13 protein-coding genes are annotated in these 15,887 nt (G+C 68.3%); 6 read left to right on the top strand and 7 right to left on the bottom strand.

The features are described from left to right. Positions 1-280: 280 nt before the first annotated feature. Positions 281-1,222 (bottom strand): N-carbamoyl-D-amino-acid hydrolase, encoded by a 942-nt coding sequence (locus RKE40_RS02130; RefSeq protein ID WP_316016601.1) that lies wholly within the window; start codon positions 1,220-1,222, stop codon positions 281-283. A gap of 117 nt (positions 1,223-1,339) precedes the next feature. On the opposite strand from RKE40_RS02130, the gene RKE40_RS02125 reads away from it, so the two are divergent. The 5 genes from RKE40_RS02125 to RKE40_RS02105 all read left to right on the top strand — a co-directional run bounded on the left by RKE40_RS02125 (position 1,340) and on the right by RKE40_RS02105 (position 6,521). Next, positions 1,340-2,251: a LysR family transcriptional regulator gene (locus RKE40_RS02125; protein ID WP_316016600.1), complete on the top strand. Its 912-nt coding sequence runs from the start codon at positions 1,340-1,342 to the stop codon at positions 2,249-2,251. A 147-nt stretch (positions 2,252-2,398) separates the two neighbouring features. After that, positions 2,399-3,406, top strand: coding sequence for an ABC transporter substrate-binding protein (locus tag RKE40_RS02120; protein ID WP_316016599.1), 1,008 nt, complete (start codon positions 2,399-2,401; stop codon positions 3,404-3,406). 37 nt (positions 3,407-3,443) lie between these two features. After that, entirely contained in the window at positions 3,444-4,223 is a 780-nt protein-coding gene (locus RKE40_RS02115; RefSeq protein WP_316016598.1) for an ABC transporter ATP-binding protein, read from the top strand. Next, a complete protein-coding gene (locus RKE40_RS02110; protein WP_316016597.1) occupies positions 4,210-4,998 on the top strand; it encodes an ABC transporter permease in 789 nt (262 codons plus the stop codon). Before RKE40_RS02115 ends, RKE40_RS02110 begins: the two co-directional genes overlap by 14 nt. Before the next feature lie 14 nt (positions 4,999-5,012). Next, positions 5,013-6,521, top strand: a complete 1,509-nt coding sequence (locus tag RKE40_RS02105) for an amidohydrolase family protein (RefSeq protein ID WP_316016596.1) — start codon at positions 5,013-5,015, stop codon at positions 6,519-6,521. Between the two features lie 70 nt (positions 6,522-6,591). On the opposite strand, the gene RKE40_RS02100 is transcribed toward RKE40_RS02105, so the two are convergent. Both RKE40_RS02100 and RKE40_RS02095 read right to left on the bottom strand, forming a co-directional pair. Next, complete coding sequence (locus RKE40_RS02100; RefSeq protein ID WP_316016595.1) at positions 6,592-7,836, bottom strand: Zn-dependent hydrolase; 1,245 nt, start codon at positions 7,834-7,836, stop codon at positions 6,592-6,594. A 6-nt stretch (positions 7,837-7,842) separates the two neighbouring features. Then, positions 7,843-9,192 carry a dihydroorotase gene (locus tag RKE40_RS02095; protein WP_316016594.1) on the bottom strand — a complete coding sequence of 450 codons (1,350 nt, stop codon included), beginning with the start codon at positions 9,190-9,192 and terminating at the stop codon, positions 7,843-7,845. A gap of 295 nt (positions 9,193-9,487) precedes the next feature. Here RKE40_RS02095 and RKE40_RS02090 point away from each other — a divergent pair, with 295 nt between their 5' ends. Next, positions 9,488-9,712, top strand: coding sequence for a helix-turn-helix domain-containing protein (locus RKE40_RS02090; RefSeq protein ID WP_390893180.1), 225 nt, complete (start codon positions 9,488-9,490; stop codon positions 9,710-9,712). 103 nt (positions 9,713-9,815) lie between these two features. On the opposite strand, the gene RKE40_RS02085 is transcribed toward RKE40_RS02090, so the two are convergent. The 4 genes from RKE40_RS02085 to RKE40_RS02070 all read right to left on the bottom strand — a co-directional run bounded on the left by RKE40_RS02085 (position 9,816) and on the right by RKE40_RS02070 (position 15,862). After that, the gene (locus RKE40_RS02085) at positions 9,816-10,124 is read right to left on the bottom strand and encodes a hypothetical protein (protein ID WP_316016593.1); all 309 of its coding nucleotides are present in this window, start codon (positions 10,122-10,124) and stop codon (positions 9,816-9,818) included. A 92-nt stretch (positions 10,125-10,216) separates the two neighbouring features. Beyond that, positions 10,217-13,582, bottom strand: a complete 3,366-nt coding sequence (locus RKE40_RS02080; protein WP_316016592.1) for an error-prone DNA polymerase — start codon at positions 13,580-13,582, stop codon at positions 10,217-10,219. Continuing rightward, positions 13,579-15,126 carry a Y-family DNA polymerase gene (locus tag RKE40_RS02075; RefSeq protein ID WP_316016591.1) on the bottom strand — a complete coding sequence of 516 codons (1,548 nt, stop codon included), beginning with the start codon at positions 15,124-15,126 and terminating at the stop codon, positions 13,579-13,581. The genes RKE40_RS02080 and RKE40_RS02075 overlap by 4 nt, the downstream gene beginning before the upstream one ends. Continuing rightward, positions 15,032-15,862, bottom strand: a complete 831-nt coding sequence (locus RKE40_RS02070) for an ImuA family protein (RefSeq protein ID WP_316016590.1) — start codon at positions 15,860-15,862, stop codon at positions 15,032-15,034. The genes RKE40_RS02075 and RKE40_RS02070 overlap by 95 nt, the downstream gene beginning before the upstream one ends. Positions 15,863-15,887: the final 25 nt, after the last annotated feature.

Here is a 15,887-nt window from a genome sequence, read left to right as displayed (position 1 = left end):
CTGCGGGATCTTCCGCCCGGATAGGCGCCAATTCCAGCCGAAGGCCGGGCGATACCAGGGAGTGTGACCGCCTGAGCCACGGTCGAAACACCTCGCGCGACGCATTGGCACAGACCCGAAGCGGCGCTCACCGCCGCCCGCCTACCCCCTGCCGTGACCGAGGCTGCAACGTAAAGAGGCCCGTGCGGCTGCACGGGCCTCTTTGGAGACGGGTCTTGCAAAATGGTCCGGAGAGGCGTGCCAGGCCATGCGGAGCGGCAGCGGGCCGAGGCCCGGTGCGCTATTCCGCGCGGCCGAGCGGCTCGCCGACACCGGTGCGCGCCGTGATCAGCTCGTAGTGCTCGACGCGGCGATGGGCCGCGAAGTTGAACATCGTCTCCTTGCCGAAGCGGGTGGCGTCGAGGTCGCAGCCATGGACGAGCACGCCGTCGTCGTCATGGTCGAGCTCGCCGACGATCTTGCCATCCGGCCCGACGATCAGCGTGCCCCCGAAGAGCGGGTAGCCGTCCTCGACGCCGGCCTTGGCGACCGCGACGACCCAGGTCGAATTCTGATAGGCGCCGGCCTGCACCGACAGGCGGTGATGGAACATGCGGTCGGCCAGGGTCTCGGTCTTGGAATGGCCGTTGACGGTCGGCGTGTTGTAGCCGAGCACGACCATCTCGACGCCCTGCAGACCCATGACGCGATAGGTCTCGGGCCAGCGCCGGTCATTGCAGATCGCCATGCCGACGAGGCCGCCCTCGAAGTTCCAGACCGGGAAGCCCCGGTCGCCGGGCTCGAAATAGCGCTTTTCGAGATGCTGGTGCGCCCTGGTCGGGTCGAGCTCGGCATGACCCGGCAGATGCACCTTGCGGTACTTGCCGACGATCGAGCCCGCCCGGTCGACCAGGATCGAGCTGTTGAAATGGCGGCCTTCCGGCGTCAGCTCGGCATAACCGAAACTCATGGCCATGCCGAGACGGCGGGCGGCATTGAAGAGCGGCTGCGTGTCGGGCCCGGGCATCGCGGCCTCGAACCATTGGTCGGCCTCAGCACGATCCTCGCAGTACCAGCGCGGGAAGAAGGTGGTCAAAGCGAGCTCGGGATAGACGATGAAATCGGCGCCACGCGCCTTTGCCTGCTCCATCAGCGCGATCATCCGGCGCACGACCGAAGCGCGATCATCGGCGCGATGAATGGGGCCGAGTTGAGCCGCTGCGACGGTGAGAAGGCGCGACATCGGGGAAGACTCCTTGGAACTGGAACAGCCAGATCGAACGGGCCGCAATCTAGCCGAGTGCCTTCAGAACAAGCATATGCTATTTCTCCGCTCACACATAAGCGGATGTTATGCGCAATGGCGATGAATCTTCGGCAGATCGAGATGTTTCGCGCGGTCATGGCGACAGGCTCGATCAGCGGGGCGGCAAGGCTGCTCTCGGTTTCGCAGCCGGCGATCAGCCGTCTGCTTTCCTACACCGAGGATCGGCTCGGCCTGACGCTGTTCGAGCGGGTCAAGGGGCGCGTCCAGCCGACGCCGGAGGCGCGGCTGCTCTTCGCCGAGGTCGAGCAGGTCCATCAGGGCGTCACTCGGGTCAACGAGATGGCGGAGGAGCTGCGCCGCGGCAGTGCCGGCTCGGTCAGGCTGCTGGCGAGTCCGAGCGTCGGCCATATGCTGGTGCCGAAGGCGATCGCGCGCTTCCGGCAATCCCACCCGGATGTGCGGGTCGAATTCGAGATCCTGACGCTGACGGACCTGATCGCGCGCATCGCCAGCCATCGCGCCGATCTCGCCATCACCTCCATGGCCGTCGACGATGCCAGCGTTAAGGCGGAACAACTCGCCGAAGGGCGCCTGCGCGTGATCTTTCCGGAGGGGCACCCACTCGGCGCAAACCGGGTGCTGAAGCTGGCCGATCTCGTCCCTTATCCGATGATCGGCTACGGCTCGCAGACGCCCTATGGCATGATCGTCAACCGGGCGCTCAGCGCCGCGCCGAAGCCGATCCGCTTCAATGCGCAGGTGCGCTTCACGCCGAATGCCTGCTGCCTCGTCCAGGCCGGCGGCGGCATCGCGATCGTCGACGAGTTCGTCCTGCTCGACAATGCCTGGCCGAACATCCGCTCGCGCCCGCTGGTGCCGAAGACGACGACGCGGCCGCACCTGCTGTCCTCGCGGATCGAGCCCCTGTCGCGCGTGGCGCGCAGTTTCGTGCGCGATCTCAGGGAGATGGTGCCGACACCGCCCGATTCCGCCGCGCTCGACTGAGGCACGACGAGGCGTTCCTCGCCCGATGCGCATCTCGCATGAAGCCATTCCATAACCGGAGATTATGTACCGCAGCGAAATTGGTATTTGATTCGATTGCCGTCCCCGCTGTTTCTGTCGAAAGGGGAACCAGAAAGGACGACCACAATGTCGAAGACCAAGTCGAGCGCTCTCACCGCCGTGTTCAGCGCCGCCATCGCGCTTGCCGCCCTGCCCGGCGCCGCGCGCGCCGCGGACAAGGTCCATCTCATGCTCGACTGGATTCCGACGGGCGACTACGCGCCCTATTATGCCGGCATCGCCTCGGGCATCTATGAGCGCAACGGTATCGAGCTGCGGATCAGCAAGGGCAACGGCTCTGGCGACACGCTGAGCAAGGTCGCCGGCGGCGCCGCCGAGATCGGCATGGCCGACATCTCCGCATTGTTCACGGCCCGGCAGCGCAGCTCCGTGCCGCTGAAGATGATCGGCGCCGTCTACGCCCACTCGCCGCACTCGCTGTTCGTGCGCAAGGATTCCGGGATCACCACCTTCACCGGCCTCGAAGGCAAGAAGATCGGGATCACGCCCGGCAACAGCCATCGGCTCTATTTCCCGGCCGTGGCGGCCGCCGCCAAGACCGATCCGAACAAGATCGAATGGGTGACGGTCGACGGCTCGGCGATGGGCCCGCTGCTGATCAGCGGCAAGGTCGACGCCATCCCATCCTATTCGACCAACTTCTACTACCAGAACAAGCAGGCCCAGAAGGCCGGCAAGGAGCTCGCCTTCCTGCCCTTCGTCGAGGCCGGCTTCGCGATCTATTCGCTGGCCTTCCACACCACCGAGGCGAACATCAAGAACCGCCCGGAGATGCTGAAGAACTTCATGAAGGCGACGTCCGAATCCTGGGAGGCCGCCCGCAAGGATCCGCAGGCGACCTGCGAGGCCCATGTGAAGGCGATCCCGCAGGTCGATCTCGACGACTGCCTCGGCAGCCTGAAGGCGACGCTCGGCTTCATCTTCACCGACCATGCCAAGGATGCCGGCGTCGGCGGCATCACCGCGGAGCGCCTGAACAAGACCTATGAGGTCGTGGCCCAGGCGCAGAGCCTCGACCCGAAGGCCGACCCGGCGACCGCGGTCGACATGTCCTTCCTGCCGCCGAAGAAGTGAACGCCGCGGACAAGACGCCCGCCGCCGGAGAACAGAGATGATTGAAATAAGCGGAGCCGGCCAGGTCTTCGGGTCGGTCGGCAACGGCGGCGTGCGCGCGCTCGACGGGATCGACCTTTCGATCCGGGACCGCGAGATCGTCACGCTCGTCGGACCTTCCGGCTGCGGCAAGTCCACGCTGCTGCGCCTGATCTCCGGCCTGGTGCCGCCGAGCGAGGGCAGCATCACCATCAACGGGGAGCGGGTCACCGCCCCCCGGCAGGACACCGGCATCGTCTTCCAGGCGCCGACCCTGCTGCCCTGGGCGACCATCATGGAAAACGTGATGTTCCCCTCCACCATCATGGGGCGTGCCGACGACGCGGCGCGCCGGCGGGCCAAGGACCTTCTGGCCGTCGCGGGGATTGCCGATTTCGCCGATCACCGGCCGCGCCAGCTTTCCGGCGGCATGCAGCAGCGCGCCGCGATCTGCCGGGCGCTGGTCCACGATCCCGGCATCCTGCTCATGGACGAGCCGTTCGGCGCGCTCGACGCACTGACCCGCGAGATCATGACGATCGAGCTGCTGCGTATCTGGGCGAACGCGCCCAAGACCATCATCTTCGTCACCCATTCGATCCCCGAAGCAGTAATTCTGGCGGACCGGGTCGTGGTGATGTCGCCGCGCCCCGGGCGGATCGCCGAGATCATCGATGTCGACCTGCCGCGTCCGCGCGACTTCGCCATGTCGGGCCATCCGGAATTCCAGCGCTGCGCCGGCCGCATCCGCGAACTGATCTTCGGCGAGCAGGGAGCGCGCTTCGATGTCGAACACTAAAGTCCAGGGCCTGCTCGGAGCCAGCCGCGAATTCCTGATCCCGCTCGCCGCGCTCATCGTGCTGATGGCGATCTGGGAGGTCAGCGTCCGGGCCTTCGCCATTCCCGAATACCTGCTGCCAGCCCCCTCGCGGATCTTCCAGGACACGACGGCGATGGGCCCGGCGCTTGGCGAGCACACGCTGGCGACACTCCGGACCGTGCTCTTCGGCTTCCTGCTCTCGATCGCGGTCAGCTTCCCGCTCGCCGTGCTGATCTCGTCCTCGCGGCTGGCGGCCGATGCGATCTATCCGCTGCTGGTGTTGACCCAGTCTGTGCCGAAGGTCGCGATCGCGCCGATCCTCGTCGTCGTACTCGGCCCCAACGAGCTGCCGCGCGTGATCGTGACCTTCCTCGTCGCCTTCTTCCCGCTGGTGATCTCGATGACGACCGGCCTGCTCGCCGTGCCGCCGGAGCTGGTCGAGCTCGCCCGCTCCTGCCGGGCGACCAAGCTGCAGGAGCTGCTGCGGGTGCGCCTGCCCTATTCGATCCCGTTCGTATTCTCGGGCCTGAAATCGGCGATCGCGCTTTCGGTGGTCGGCGCCGTGGTCGGTGAATTCGTCGCCGCGGAAAAGGGGCTCGGCTACCTCATCACCTCGGCGACGGCCTTCTTCAAGGTGCCGGTGGCCTTCGGCGCGATGCTGATCCTCGCCCTGCTCGGCATCGTGCTGTTCCAGCTCATCGTCGTGGCCGAGCGGGTGTTCTTCCCCTGGGCTGCCGCCGAGCAGCGGCGCTGAGAAGGAAACGCGTCATGACCACCAGCCCGCTCTACACCATCGTCCGCAACGCCCTCGTCCTGCTGCCGGGCAAGGCGCAGGCCGAGCCGGTCGATCTCTTGCTCGAAGGCGACACGATCCGCGAGATCGGCCCGCAAGGCATGTCGGCGCCGGCGGATGCGACGGTCGTCGATGCCGCCGGCAAGCTCGTCCATGCCGGGCTGATCAACGCCCATACGCACGGGCACGGCGCCCTCGCCAAGGCGATGGGCGACCGCTGGACGCTCGAGCTGCTGCTCGCCGCCGGCCCCTGGATCAGCGGCAATCGCAGCCTCGAGGACAAGTATCTCAGCGCCACGCTCAACGGCGCCGAGATGGTGCTGAAGGGCACGACCGCCTGCTACGACCTGTTCTTCGAGGTGCCGGCGCCGTCGGTCGAGGGCATGTCGGCGATCGCGCAGGCCTATCAGGATGTCGGCATGCGCGCGACGATCGCGCCTATGGTCGCCGACAAGACGCTCTACGAGGCCATTCCCGGCCTCTACGACGCGCTTCCCGAGGCGCTGCGCAGCGCGGTCGACCGCTTCCGGATGCAGCCCTATGCCGAGACGCTGAAGGGTTTCGAAGCTTTCGTGACGCAGACGCGGATCGACAGCGAGCGGCTGAAGATCGCGCTCGCCCCGACGATCCCGCTGCATTGCTCGGACGAGTTCCTCGGCGCCTGCCGCGACTGTGCCCGGCGCTTCGGGCTCGGCCTGCACAGCCATGTCTCGGAATCGAAGATCCAGGCGCTCTCCGGCGTGAAGCGCTACGGCCGCACGCTAACCGCCCATCTCGACAAGCTCGGCCTGCTCGGCCCGGACTTCACGGTGGCGCACGGCGTCTGGCTCGACCCGGACGACATGCGCATCCTCGCGGGCCACGGCGCCTCGGTCGCGCATAATCCGGCCAGCAACATGCGCCTCGGCAGCGGCCTCGCCGATCTCAGGGCGATGCTCGATGCCGGCGTCAACGTGGCGATCGGCACCGACGGCTCGAACAGCGGCGACAACCAGAACATGTACGAGGCGACGCGGCTCGCCTCCTTCGTCTCGAAGGTGCGCGGACCGGACATGCACCAATGGCTGACCACGCCGGAAGCGCTGCATGCGGCGACCGAGGGCGGCGCCCGCGCGCTCGGCTTCCAGGGCAAGATCGGCCGCATCGAGGCCGGCTACAAGGCCGACCTCGTCTTCGTCGATCTCGGCCACATCAACTGGCTGCCGCATAACCGCACGGTCAACCAGATCGTCCATGTCGAGGACGGCACGGCGGTGCGCGACGTGATGATCGGCGGCCGCTTCGTCGTAAAGGAAGGCCGCCTCTTGACGATCGACCTCGCCAAGCTGGCGCGGCAGGCGGAAGCTGCCCGCGAGCGGCTGGAGGCGGTCAACGCGCCGATGAAGATCCTGGCCGAGAAGCTGCAGGATGCGGTGGCGAGCTTCTGCATCGGCCTCGCCCGCGAGCCCTACCAGGTCGAGCGCTACGGCGCGCCGCTGCGCTGAAACACCGCTCCCCTCGGCCGCAAGCGGCCGAGGGGAGCATGATCTAATTCAAACCGTCCGTCGAAACGGCTCAGCTCAGGCGCGTGTCGAGCAAACGCAAGGTCTGCGCGAGGACGCGAGTGCCATCTCCCGCCTGCTCGGGCGTGATCGATTCCTCCGGCGCATGGCTGCGACCGTCGAGGCAGGGCACGAAGATCATCCCGATCGGCCCCGTGCGGGCGACGAAGACACCATCATGGCCGGCACCGCTCGGCAGGTCCCGCGTCGCAAGCCCCAGCGAGGCGGAGGCATCGGCGATGGCCTTTCGGATATCCTGGGCGCAGGCGGTCGGCGCGACATGGCTGATCGGCTCGGAGGTGACCGTGAGGCGCAGTTCCTCGAGCGCGGGTCTGAGATCGCGCACCAGCGCCTCGCCGAAGGCCTTGACCGCCGCCTCGTCGCCGGAGCGGACCTCCAGGATCATCACCGCCTCGCCCGGCACGGCGTTGGCGGCGTTCGGGCTGACCTCGATCCGCCCGAAGGTGGCAACGAGCGGCTGGTTGTCGCGCGCCGTCGCCAGCGCGCGGCGATAGGCAGCTTCGATCAGCCGGGAGGCGCCGACCAGCGCGTCGGCCCGCAACGGCATCGGCGTCGCCCCGGCATGGTCGGCCCGGCCGGTGACGGTGATGCGCTCGCGGCGGATGCCGACGATATCGGTGACGATCCCGATCGGCACCGCCTCGCTCTCCAGCACGCGGCCCTGCTCGATATGGACCTCGACATAGGCCGCGACGCTGCCGCCCGGGCGCGCCACCGACGCCAGTTCCTCCGGGCGGCCGCCGACGAAGGCGATGCCTTCGCGCAGCGTCATGCCGTCCGGCCGGCGCAGCGCCAGATGTTCCTCGCTCAGCGCGCCGGCGAGGCCGCGGCTGCCGATGCAGGAGAGGCCAAACTCGCTCGGCTCTTCGGCCAGGAAGTCGACGATCTCCAGCGGATGGCGCAACCTCTGCCCGCTTTCGGCAAGGCTCTGCGCCACCTCCAGCCCGGCGAGCACGCCGAGAATGCCGTCATAGCGCCCGCCTGAGGGCACCGTGTCGGAATGCGAGCCGATCAGGATCGGCTTCAGCGCGGGATCGCTCCCCGGCAGGCGGCCGATCAGGTTGCCCGCGGCATCGATCGCAGTTTCTAGCCCGGCGGCGCGGAACTCCGCCGCCAGCCAGTCCCGCCCTTCGAGGAAGCGCAGCGTGAAGGAGCGCCGCGTCCAGGGTCGCTCCGGATCGGTGATCTCGGAGAGCGCCTCCAGACGGTTCCAGAGGCGAGCTTGATCGATCGTCATTGCCATTTACGCCGCAGGTCGGAGGAAGCGGCCGTCGCCGGCCTTGTTGGTGATCTTGCTGCCGTCCCAGGCGAGCGCGCCACGGACATAGGTCGCGGCCACTCGCACGCGGAATTCGCGACCCTCGAGCGAGCTCCACTTCACCGCGGACAGGCTCTTGCTGGGATCATGCACGAAACGGCCGGGCTCGAGCACGACGATGTCGGCATCGGCGCCGGGGGCGAGACGGCCCTTGTCGGCCAGGAGGAAGGCCTTGGACGGGCCTTCGCAGAGTTGCTTCACCACCATGGTCGGCGAGATACCGCGCTCCTCGCAGCCGGTCCACAGCGCCGGCAGCAAGGTCTCGATACCGGGGCCGCCCGAGGTGTTCTTGAAGATGTTGGGATCGCCCTTCTTCTCCAGCCCCCAGGAGACGTGGTCCGAGGAGATGAAGTCGCAATGCCCGGCGGCGAGATGGCTCCAGAGCAGCTCGCTCTCGGCCTTCGGCCGGATCGGCGGGTAGTGCTTGATCTTGGCGCCGAAGCGCGGGCCATGCTCCTCGGCATTGAGCATGAAGTACTGCACGCAACTCTCGACCGTCGCCTTGTGGCCGGCGCGCTTGTAGAGGTTGCAGATCTCGAAGCCGCGCGAGGTCGAGACGTGGACGGCGTGGGCCCGCGCTCCGGTCTCGGCGCCGAGCTCGTAGATGCGGGCGGTAGCGAGGTTCTCGATCAGCGGGGTGTGGGCGCGCAGGAAGGCGTCCTGCCCGGTATCGCCGGCCTCGATTAGGCGGGCGATGTTGCGCCGGGTCATCTCCTGATCCTGGTTGTGGACGCCGCAGAGCAACCCGGTCGGCTCGATCAGCTTGAAGGCCTCATAGAGCGTGTCGTCGCCGATGCGCGGGAAGCGCGTCGGATTGGCCTCGAAGGTCGAGAACTTGAAGGCGCAGGCGCCGGCGTCGACGAGGCCGGGAATGGCATGCAGCCCGTTCTCGATGGTGATCGTGGCGTAGAGCGCGACATCGACATGCGTATCGCGCTCGACGACCGCGACCTTCTCGTTGAAGAGCTTGGCATTGGTGACCGGCTCGGGCTCGTCATAGGGCATGTCGACCATCACGGTGACGCCGCCGGAGGCGGCGGCACGCGAGCACATGCCGATACCCTCGTGATTGGCCTGGCTGCCGGAATGGACCTGCCCGTCGATGACGCCGGGGATGATCCACTGGCCGCGGAAATCCTGCGTCTCGCGGGCCGAAGGCGGCGTGCCGGCGCCAACCGCTCCGACCTTGCCCCCCGAGACGGCGACATAGCCGTCCTCGATGATTTTGTCGGACAGGACGACATTGCCGCGAAGGACGAGATCGAAGTCGCTCATGATGTGGCCGGCTCGGTTTCCGTTGAAATGGCAGCGTCATGCTAGCCGGTCCTGGCCACGCGCCGCGCATGCCAATTTTAAGCGGCCTTATAACCCGCCGTTATGCAGGCGCCCGCCCTGATGCCATTCCGGTCGGAGCTGTAGGGGCATTCCTGACTGGGCATCGCTTTGGCCGCGATGCCGGGCACTCCGGCTTCAGCGGCAATATCTCCGCGGCCTCAACCATTTGTTAACCCTATCGCTCCTTTCTGGAGACATCCGACCGGGGGCTGGGCAACCGGGGAAGGATAAGGCCATGAGCGATGCCGGGCCAGAAGCGGCGGCGGTCAATGACCTCGTCGGCCTGCCTGTCGCGGAGGTGGAGCGCGATCTCATCCTCGCGACACTGCGTGAGACACGCGGCAACCGTACGCATGCCGCGCATATCCTTGGGCTCTCGATCAGGACGCTCAGGAACAAGATCGTAGCCTATGCTGCGGAGGGGCACGACGTGCCCGAACCAGGCACTGCCATTCATTGAGCCAGTGCCCGTGATCGATGGCCTATCGAATGAATAGCCGCGCAGGTCGCTGCGCTTTCCAGCTTCCGCGGTCCCGGTGGGGCCGCGGAAGGCATTGGCCGCTTCACCGCCTGGCGCGCCACGCCCGATAGCGCTCGAGTAGGCCGACGCTGCGCATGGCGAAAGCCGCCATCGGCTTGCGCAGGAAGGGGATGTCGGCAGCGATCAGCATCAGGCCCAGCGGCAACATCCAGATGCCGAGGAAGGGCAGGATCGAGAAGATGCCGCCGAGGATCAGCAGGAGCGCCGCCGGAATGCGGACGAGCCGCGAGGAGGGATGCCTGAGCCAGCGGCTGGCGGCTGCGAGCCTGTCGGGCAGTTCCTGCTCCAGCCGCTTGAAGGCCAGCCGAAGAAGCCGTTTTCCGTCGTTCATCCGTCGCTATTTCAACCAGGGCCCGGCAGGGGGCTTCCTCCATCTGCCCGTAAATCATGTCGTTTTCTGAGCAGCTCCCGAGCAGCGCAAGCTCAGTGGAAATCGCGCGACTTCGGGAGGATGCGGACATTGCGCGGATGCCCGGCGCGCGGATGCTGCGGGTGCAGGAACTCGTCTGCGCGGCTGAGCGCGATCTCGGCCCGGTGGGTATCGGACAGTCCGAGCAGATCGGTCGAACGGTCGAAGACGCGCCGCGCCATCAGATGCACCACGCCTTCGACGCTCTTCTGCACCCTGCCTTCGACCAGGAGCAGCCGCGCCGCCATCACCTCGCGACGGAAGCGGGCGAAATCGCGGGCCCAGAGCACGATGTTGGCGATGCCGGTCTCGTCCTCCAGCGTGATGAAGATGGCATTGCCCTTGCCGGGGCGCTGGCGCACCAGCACGACGCCGGCGACGCTCGCCCACGCCCCGTCGCGCCCGGCGGCGATCGCGGCGCAGGTCGCGACGCCCGCCCCTGTAAAGCGCGGGCGCAGCAGGCCCATCGGATGCCCCTTCAGCGAGAGCCGCGCCGTCTGGTAGTCGGCGACGACATGCTCGGCCAGCGGCATCGCCGGCAAGGCTGCCTCCGGCTCCTCCCCGAGCTCGCGGGCCGTTGCCGCCTCGAACAGCGGCAGGGCCTCGTCATCCGGCAGACGCCGCACCGCCCAGAGCGCCTCGCGCCGGTCCAGCCCGAGCGAGCGGAAGGCGTCGGCATCGGCGAGCAGGCGCATGGCACGCGCCGGCAGCCGCGCCCGGCGGGCGAGCCCCTCGACATCGCGGTAGCCGTCGCCGCGAGCCGCTAGCAGACGCTCCGCCCAAGCCTCCTTGAAGCCATCGAGCTGGCGCAGCCCGAGGCGCAATGCCCAGGGGCTCTTCCAGCCGGGCGCCGCCGGCTCCAAGAGATTGTCCCAGGCGCTGGAATTCACATCGATCGGCCGCGGCTCGACGCCGCCATTCTCCTGCGCCTCCCGGACGATCTGGGCCGGGGCGTAGAAGCCCATGGGCTGCGCGTTCAGCAGCGCCGCAGCGAAGATCGCCGGATAATGGCATTTCAGCCAGGAGGAGACATAGACCAGCTTGGCGAAGGAGGCGGCGTGGCTTTCGGGAAAACCGTAGCTGCCGAACCCCTTGATCTGCTCGAAGCAGCGCTGGGCGAAGGCCGGCTCATAGCCGCGCTCGACCATGCGCCCGACCATCAGCGCCTCATATTGGCCGATGGTACCGACATTGCGGAAGGTCGCCATGGCGCGACGCAGGCCGTTGGCTTCGGGATCGGTGAATTTCGCCGCCGTCATGGCGAGCTGCATCGCCTGCTCCTGGAACAGCGGCACACCGAGGGTCCGCTTCAGAACCTGATAGAGCTCGTCCTTCTCCCCATGAGCCGGGGACGGCGACGGGTAACTGACCTTCTCGATCCCGGAGCGCCGCTTCAGATAGGGATGCACCATATTGCCCTGGATCGGGCCGGGACGGACGATCGCGACCTGGATGACGAGATCGTAGAACTCTCTCGGCTTCAACCGTGGCAGCATGTTCATCTGCGCCCGGCTCTCGACTTGGAAGACGCCGAGCGACTCGCCCCGCTGCAGCATGGCGTAGGTCTTGCCATCTCCCTGCGGGATGTCGGCGAGACCGTAATCCTTACCTTCCCACTCGCGCAGCAGGTCAAATGCCTTGCGGATGCAGGTCAGCATGCCCAGCGCCAGCACGTCGACCTTCATCAGGCGCAGCGCGTCGATGTCGTCCTTGTCCCATTCGATGAAGGTGCGGTCCTCCATTGCGGCATTGCCGATCGGCACGGTCTCGTCGAGACGCCCGCGCATCAGCACGAAGCCGCCGACATGCTGCGAGAGATGACGCGGGAAGCCGAGCAGGCGCACGGCGAACTGCACGGTCTGCGCGATCACCGGATTGTCGGGATCGAGCCCGGCCTGGCGGACCTGCTCGCGGGTGATGTCGGAGCCCCAGCTGCCCCATTGCGTCGCGGCGAGCCGGGCGGTGACATCCTCGGTCAGCCCCAGCGCCTTGCCGGCCTCGCGGATGGCGCTGCGCGGCCGGTAATGGATCACGGTCGCGGCGATGCCGGCGCGCTCGCGGCCATAGGTTCGGTAGATCCACTGGATCACCTCCTCGCGCCGCTCATGCTCGAAATCGACGTCGATATCGGGCGGCTCGCGCCGCTCCTCCGAGATGAATCGCGCGAAGAGCAGGGTATGCTCGGCCGGATCGACCGCGGTGATGCCGAGCGCGTAGCAGACGGCCGAATTGGCGGCCGAGCCTCGCCCCTGGCAGAGGATGCCCTCGCTTTCGGCGAACTCGACGATCTGGCGGATGGTCAGGAAATAGCGGGCATAGTCGAGCCTGCCGATCAGGACGAGCTCGTCGTCGACCTGCTTCTGGACCGCGGGCGGGATGCCGCCTGGATAGCGCATCGGCAGGCGCCGGCGCACCAGCTCCTCCAGCCAGCCCTGCGGCGTCCAGCCGGGCGGCACCGGCTCGTCGGGATACTCGTATCTGAGTTGATCGAGGTCGAAATCGACGCGGCCGAGGAGATGCTGCGTCTCCTCGATCGCCTCCGGCGCCTCCTTGAACAGCCGGGCCATCTCCTGTGGGGTCTTGAGATGGCGCTCGGCATTGGCCTCGAGCAGACGCCCGGCCCTGGCGATCGTCGTGCCCTCGCGAATGCAGGTCATGAGGTCCTGCAGATCGCGCTGTTCGGGCGCGTCGTAGAGCGCGTCGTTCGTGGCGATCAGCGGGGTGCGGGTCGGCGCCGCGATGCCTCTCAGCCGGGCGAGGCGACGGCGATCGTCGCCGCGGCGCGACATGGTGGCGGCAAGCCAGACCGCCCCGGGCGCGGCAGCATCGAGCCGGGCGAGAAGCTCGGAGAGGCCATCGAGCCGGCGCTCGGGCATGACGATCAGCAGGAGATCGCGGGCATCGCTCAGGAGATCGTCGAGGGCGAGGATGCATTCGCCCTTCGTTGCCGTCTTCAGATTACCGACTGTCAGCAGGCGGCAAAGCCGACCCCAGCCGTCGCGATTGGCGGGATAGGCGACGATGTCAGGCGTGCCGTCGGCGAAGACGAGGCGGCTGCCGGTGACGAGCTTGAAGGCCTGCGCCCTCGTCCGCAGTTGCTCTTCCGTGAAGGGCAGATCGGCAAAAGCCGGATTCTCGACCCAGACATACTCGCCGGGGCTGCCACCCTCGCGGACCTTTTCCACGGCAGGCAAGCCGGTCTCGCGCAGATCGCGCAGCGCGCTCCAGGCCCTCACCACGCCGGCGAGCGTGTTGCGGTCGGCGATGCCGAGGCCCGTCTGGCCGAGCAGCAGCGCGGTCATGACCAGGTTCGGCCCGGGCGAGGCGCCGCGCAGGAAGGAGAAATTCGTCGCGGCGACGGGCTCGGCGTAAGTCGTCATGCGAACAGCCCGTGCAGGAACCAGCGTGGCTGGACGCTCTCGCGATCGTAGAGCCCGGCGCGGAACAGCCAGAAGCGGCGCCCCTGCGCATCCTCGACGCGGTAATAGTCGCGCGTCGGCTCGTCCGGCCCGTCGCGCCACCATTCCGGCGCGATCCGCTCCGGCCCCTCGGCGCGGGCGATCTCATGCAGCACGCGGCGCCAGCGAAAGCGCAAAGGCGGCCCGTCCGGCACCTCGGCGAGCGTCTCGACCGGTTGCGGCGGCTCGAAGAGCTGGAGCGGGCGCGCCGGCGGCTCGCCCGGTTCGGGTTCCGGCCAGGCCTGCACTCCGGCCGACGTGCCGACAGCCGGGATCACCCCCGCTTCCCGCTCGGGATGGTGGGAGTTGCGGGCGACGAAGCGCAGCACCCGGTCGCGGCCGAAGCGGGCGACGAGCCGGTCGACCAGATCGGCCACCGCCTCCTCCTCGACGGCACGCCCGTCGAGGCTCGCCTGCGGCGTCCCGAGAGGCTCGCAGACCGGCACGGCGAGGCGGATCGCATCGAAGCCGAAACCGGGATCGAGCGGGTCCGCCAGCGTGTCGATGCGCTCGCGATAGAGCCGCAATATGGCGGCGGGATCCCGGGAAGGACGACCGGTCTCGAGGAAGAGGCGCCGAACGGCACCGTCGCTGCGAAAGAAGCTGATCTCGAAGGCGCGCCCGCCCTCGCCGCGCTGCTCGAGGATGCGGGCCGCCTCGTCGAGCAGGTGCCGCAGGATCGCCTTCAGCCCCTCGGTATCCTGCAGCGGCTCGGGGAAATGCCGCTCGACCATGCAATCGGGCGGCGGCCGCAAGGGCGTGATGCGGATGTCCTCATGGCCGAGGATGCGTTGCAGGCGCCTGGCGACAGCTTCGCCGAAGCGGGCGGACAGCGTGCCCGCAGGGCGGGCGGCGATATCCGCAAGCGTCTTCAGCCCGGCCCGTGACAGGGCAAGAATGATCTCGGGCGACGCCTCCAGAGCGGCGACCGGCAGGAGCCGGATGCGCTCCGCATCGCCGCCCGGCGGGGAGATGGCACAATCGCCGAAGCGGGCGAGCGCACGCGCCGCCTCGGGCGTGCCGGCGATGCTGGCGCGAAGCTGGAGGCCGAGCCGGCGCAGCCGGATGCCGATTTCCTGGCGCAGCGCCGCCTCGCCGCCGAAGAGATGGGCGCAGCCGCTGATGTCGAGCACCAGCCCATGCGGCAGGTCGAGCGCGACCAGCGGGGTGAAACGATCACAGAGCCCGGCGAGGCGTTCGAGGAAGCGCGCATCGGCGGCGGGATCGGCCTCGGCGATGGCGAGATCGGGAATGCGGGCGCGGGCATCGGCAAGGGTCAGCCCGCGGGTGAGGCCGAGCGCGACGGCGCGCCGGTCGCAATCGGCGAGCCTAAGCGCGCCGCCCTCCTTCTCGACCAGGACGAGCGGCCGCTCATCCGGCCCGGCGCCAGGCGGGAGCGCCCTCTGCCGATGCAGCCGGTCGCTCGCCAGGAATGGAAACCAGAGGGCGAGATAGCGGCGCTGCATCCTGTCGGCCTCCCCCCTCCCGGCTCCATTCCTGGAAAGATCGTCGCTCACGGTTCCACTCCACACGCCACTCACACTCACCAAGGCCGCCACGATGGCGCAGCAGCCTCAAACTGAAGGCCGGATCACCCGGCGCATTGGCCTCGCGCGGCCGCGACGGCAGGGCCCGCACCAGCCAGCGGGTCGTCGCTGCGCTGGGCGCCGGCTCGGGAGCGACCCGCAGCAGCAGGGTCATGACGCCGGACGCCTCGGCCGCCAGAACGAGGCGCCGGCTGGCGGTCAGATCGAGCTGGCGCGGCTCGCCCCAGGGCTCGATCAGCGCCGCGCCGAGAGCCGGGCAGCGAGCCGCTTCGGCCCCAGCACGCAACACGCCCTCGGCATCGCGGGCCCGCACCAGCAGCACCTGCGCGGGGTCGAGGCCGAGTTCGGCGAGACCGGACGGGTGCAGCCGGCCAGCCTCGGCCGCCAGGAAATCCTGCCGGACCCAGAGCAGCGGCCGCGTCCCCGCAGCCCGCAGGGCCAGGGCCGCGGCGAAGCCGGTCGCGGCGGGCAGATCGGCCCCAGCCGAGGCATATACCTCGTGCAGGGCGGCACGGGCGAGGCCGCCACCCAGCGGCTCGTCCAGCTCCGCCATGCCGAAGCCGACGCGCTCCACCGGCGCGAGCTCGCGCGCCAGCCCCGCCAGAGGGAGGCTCTGCCGGAGGCCGGCCAGGGAGCGGGAAGAAGCGTCGGGCATGGAATAATGTTCACTATTTGTTCCG

The sequence above is a fragment of the Allobosea rubneri genome, from assembly GCF_032464875.1.
In the GTDB taxonomy this organism is placed as follows: Bacteria; Pseudomonadota; Alphaproteobacteria; order Rhizobiales; family Beijerinckiaceae; genus Allobosea; species Allobosea rubneri.
Note: the sequence above shows the minus strand (reverse complement) of the source record. Positions and strands in the feature narration are given on the sequence as shown.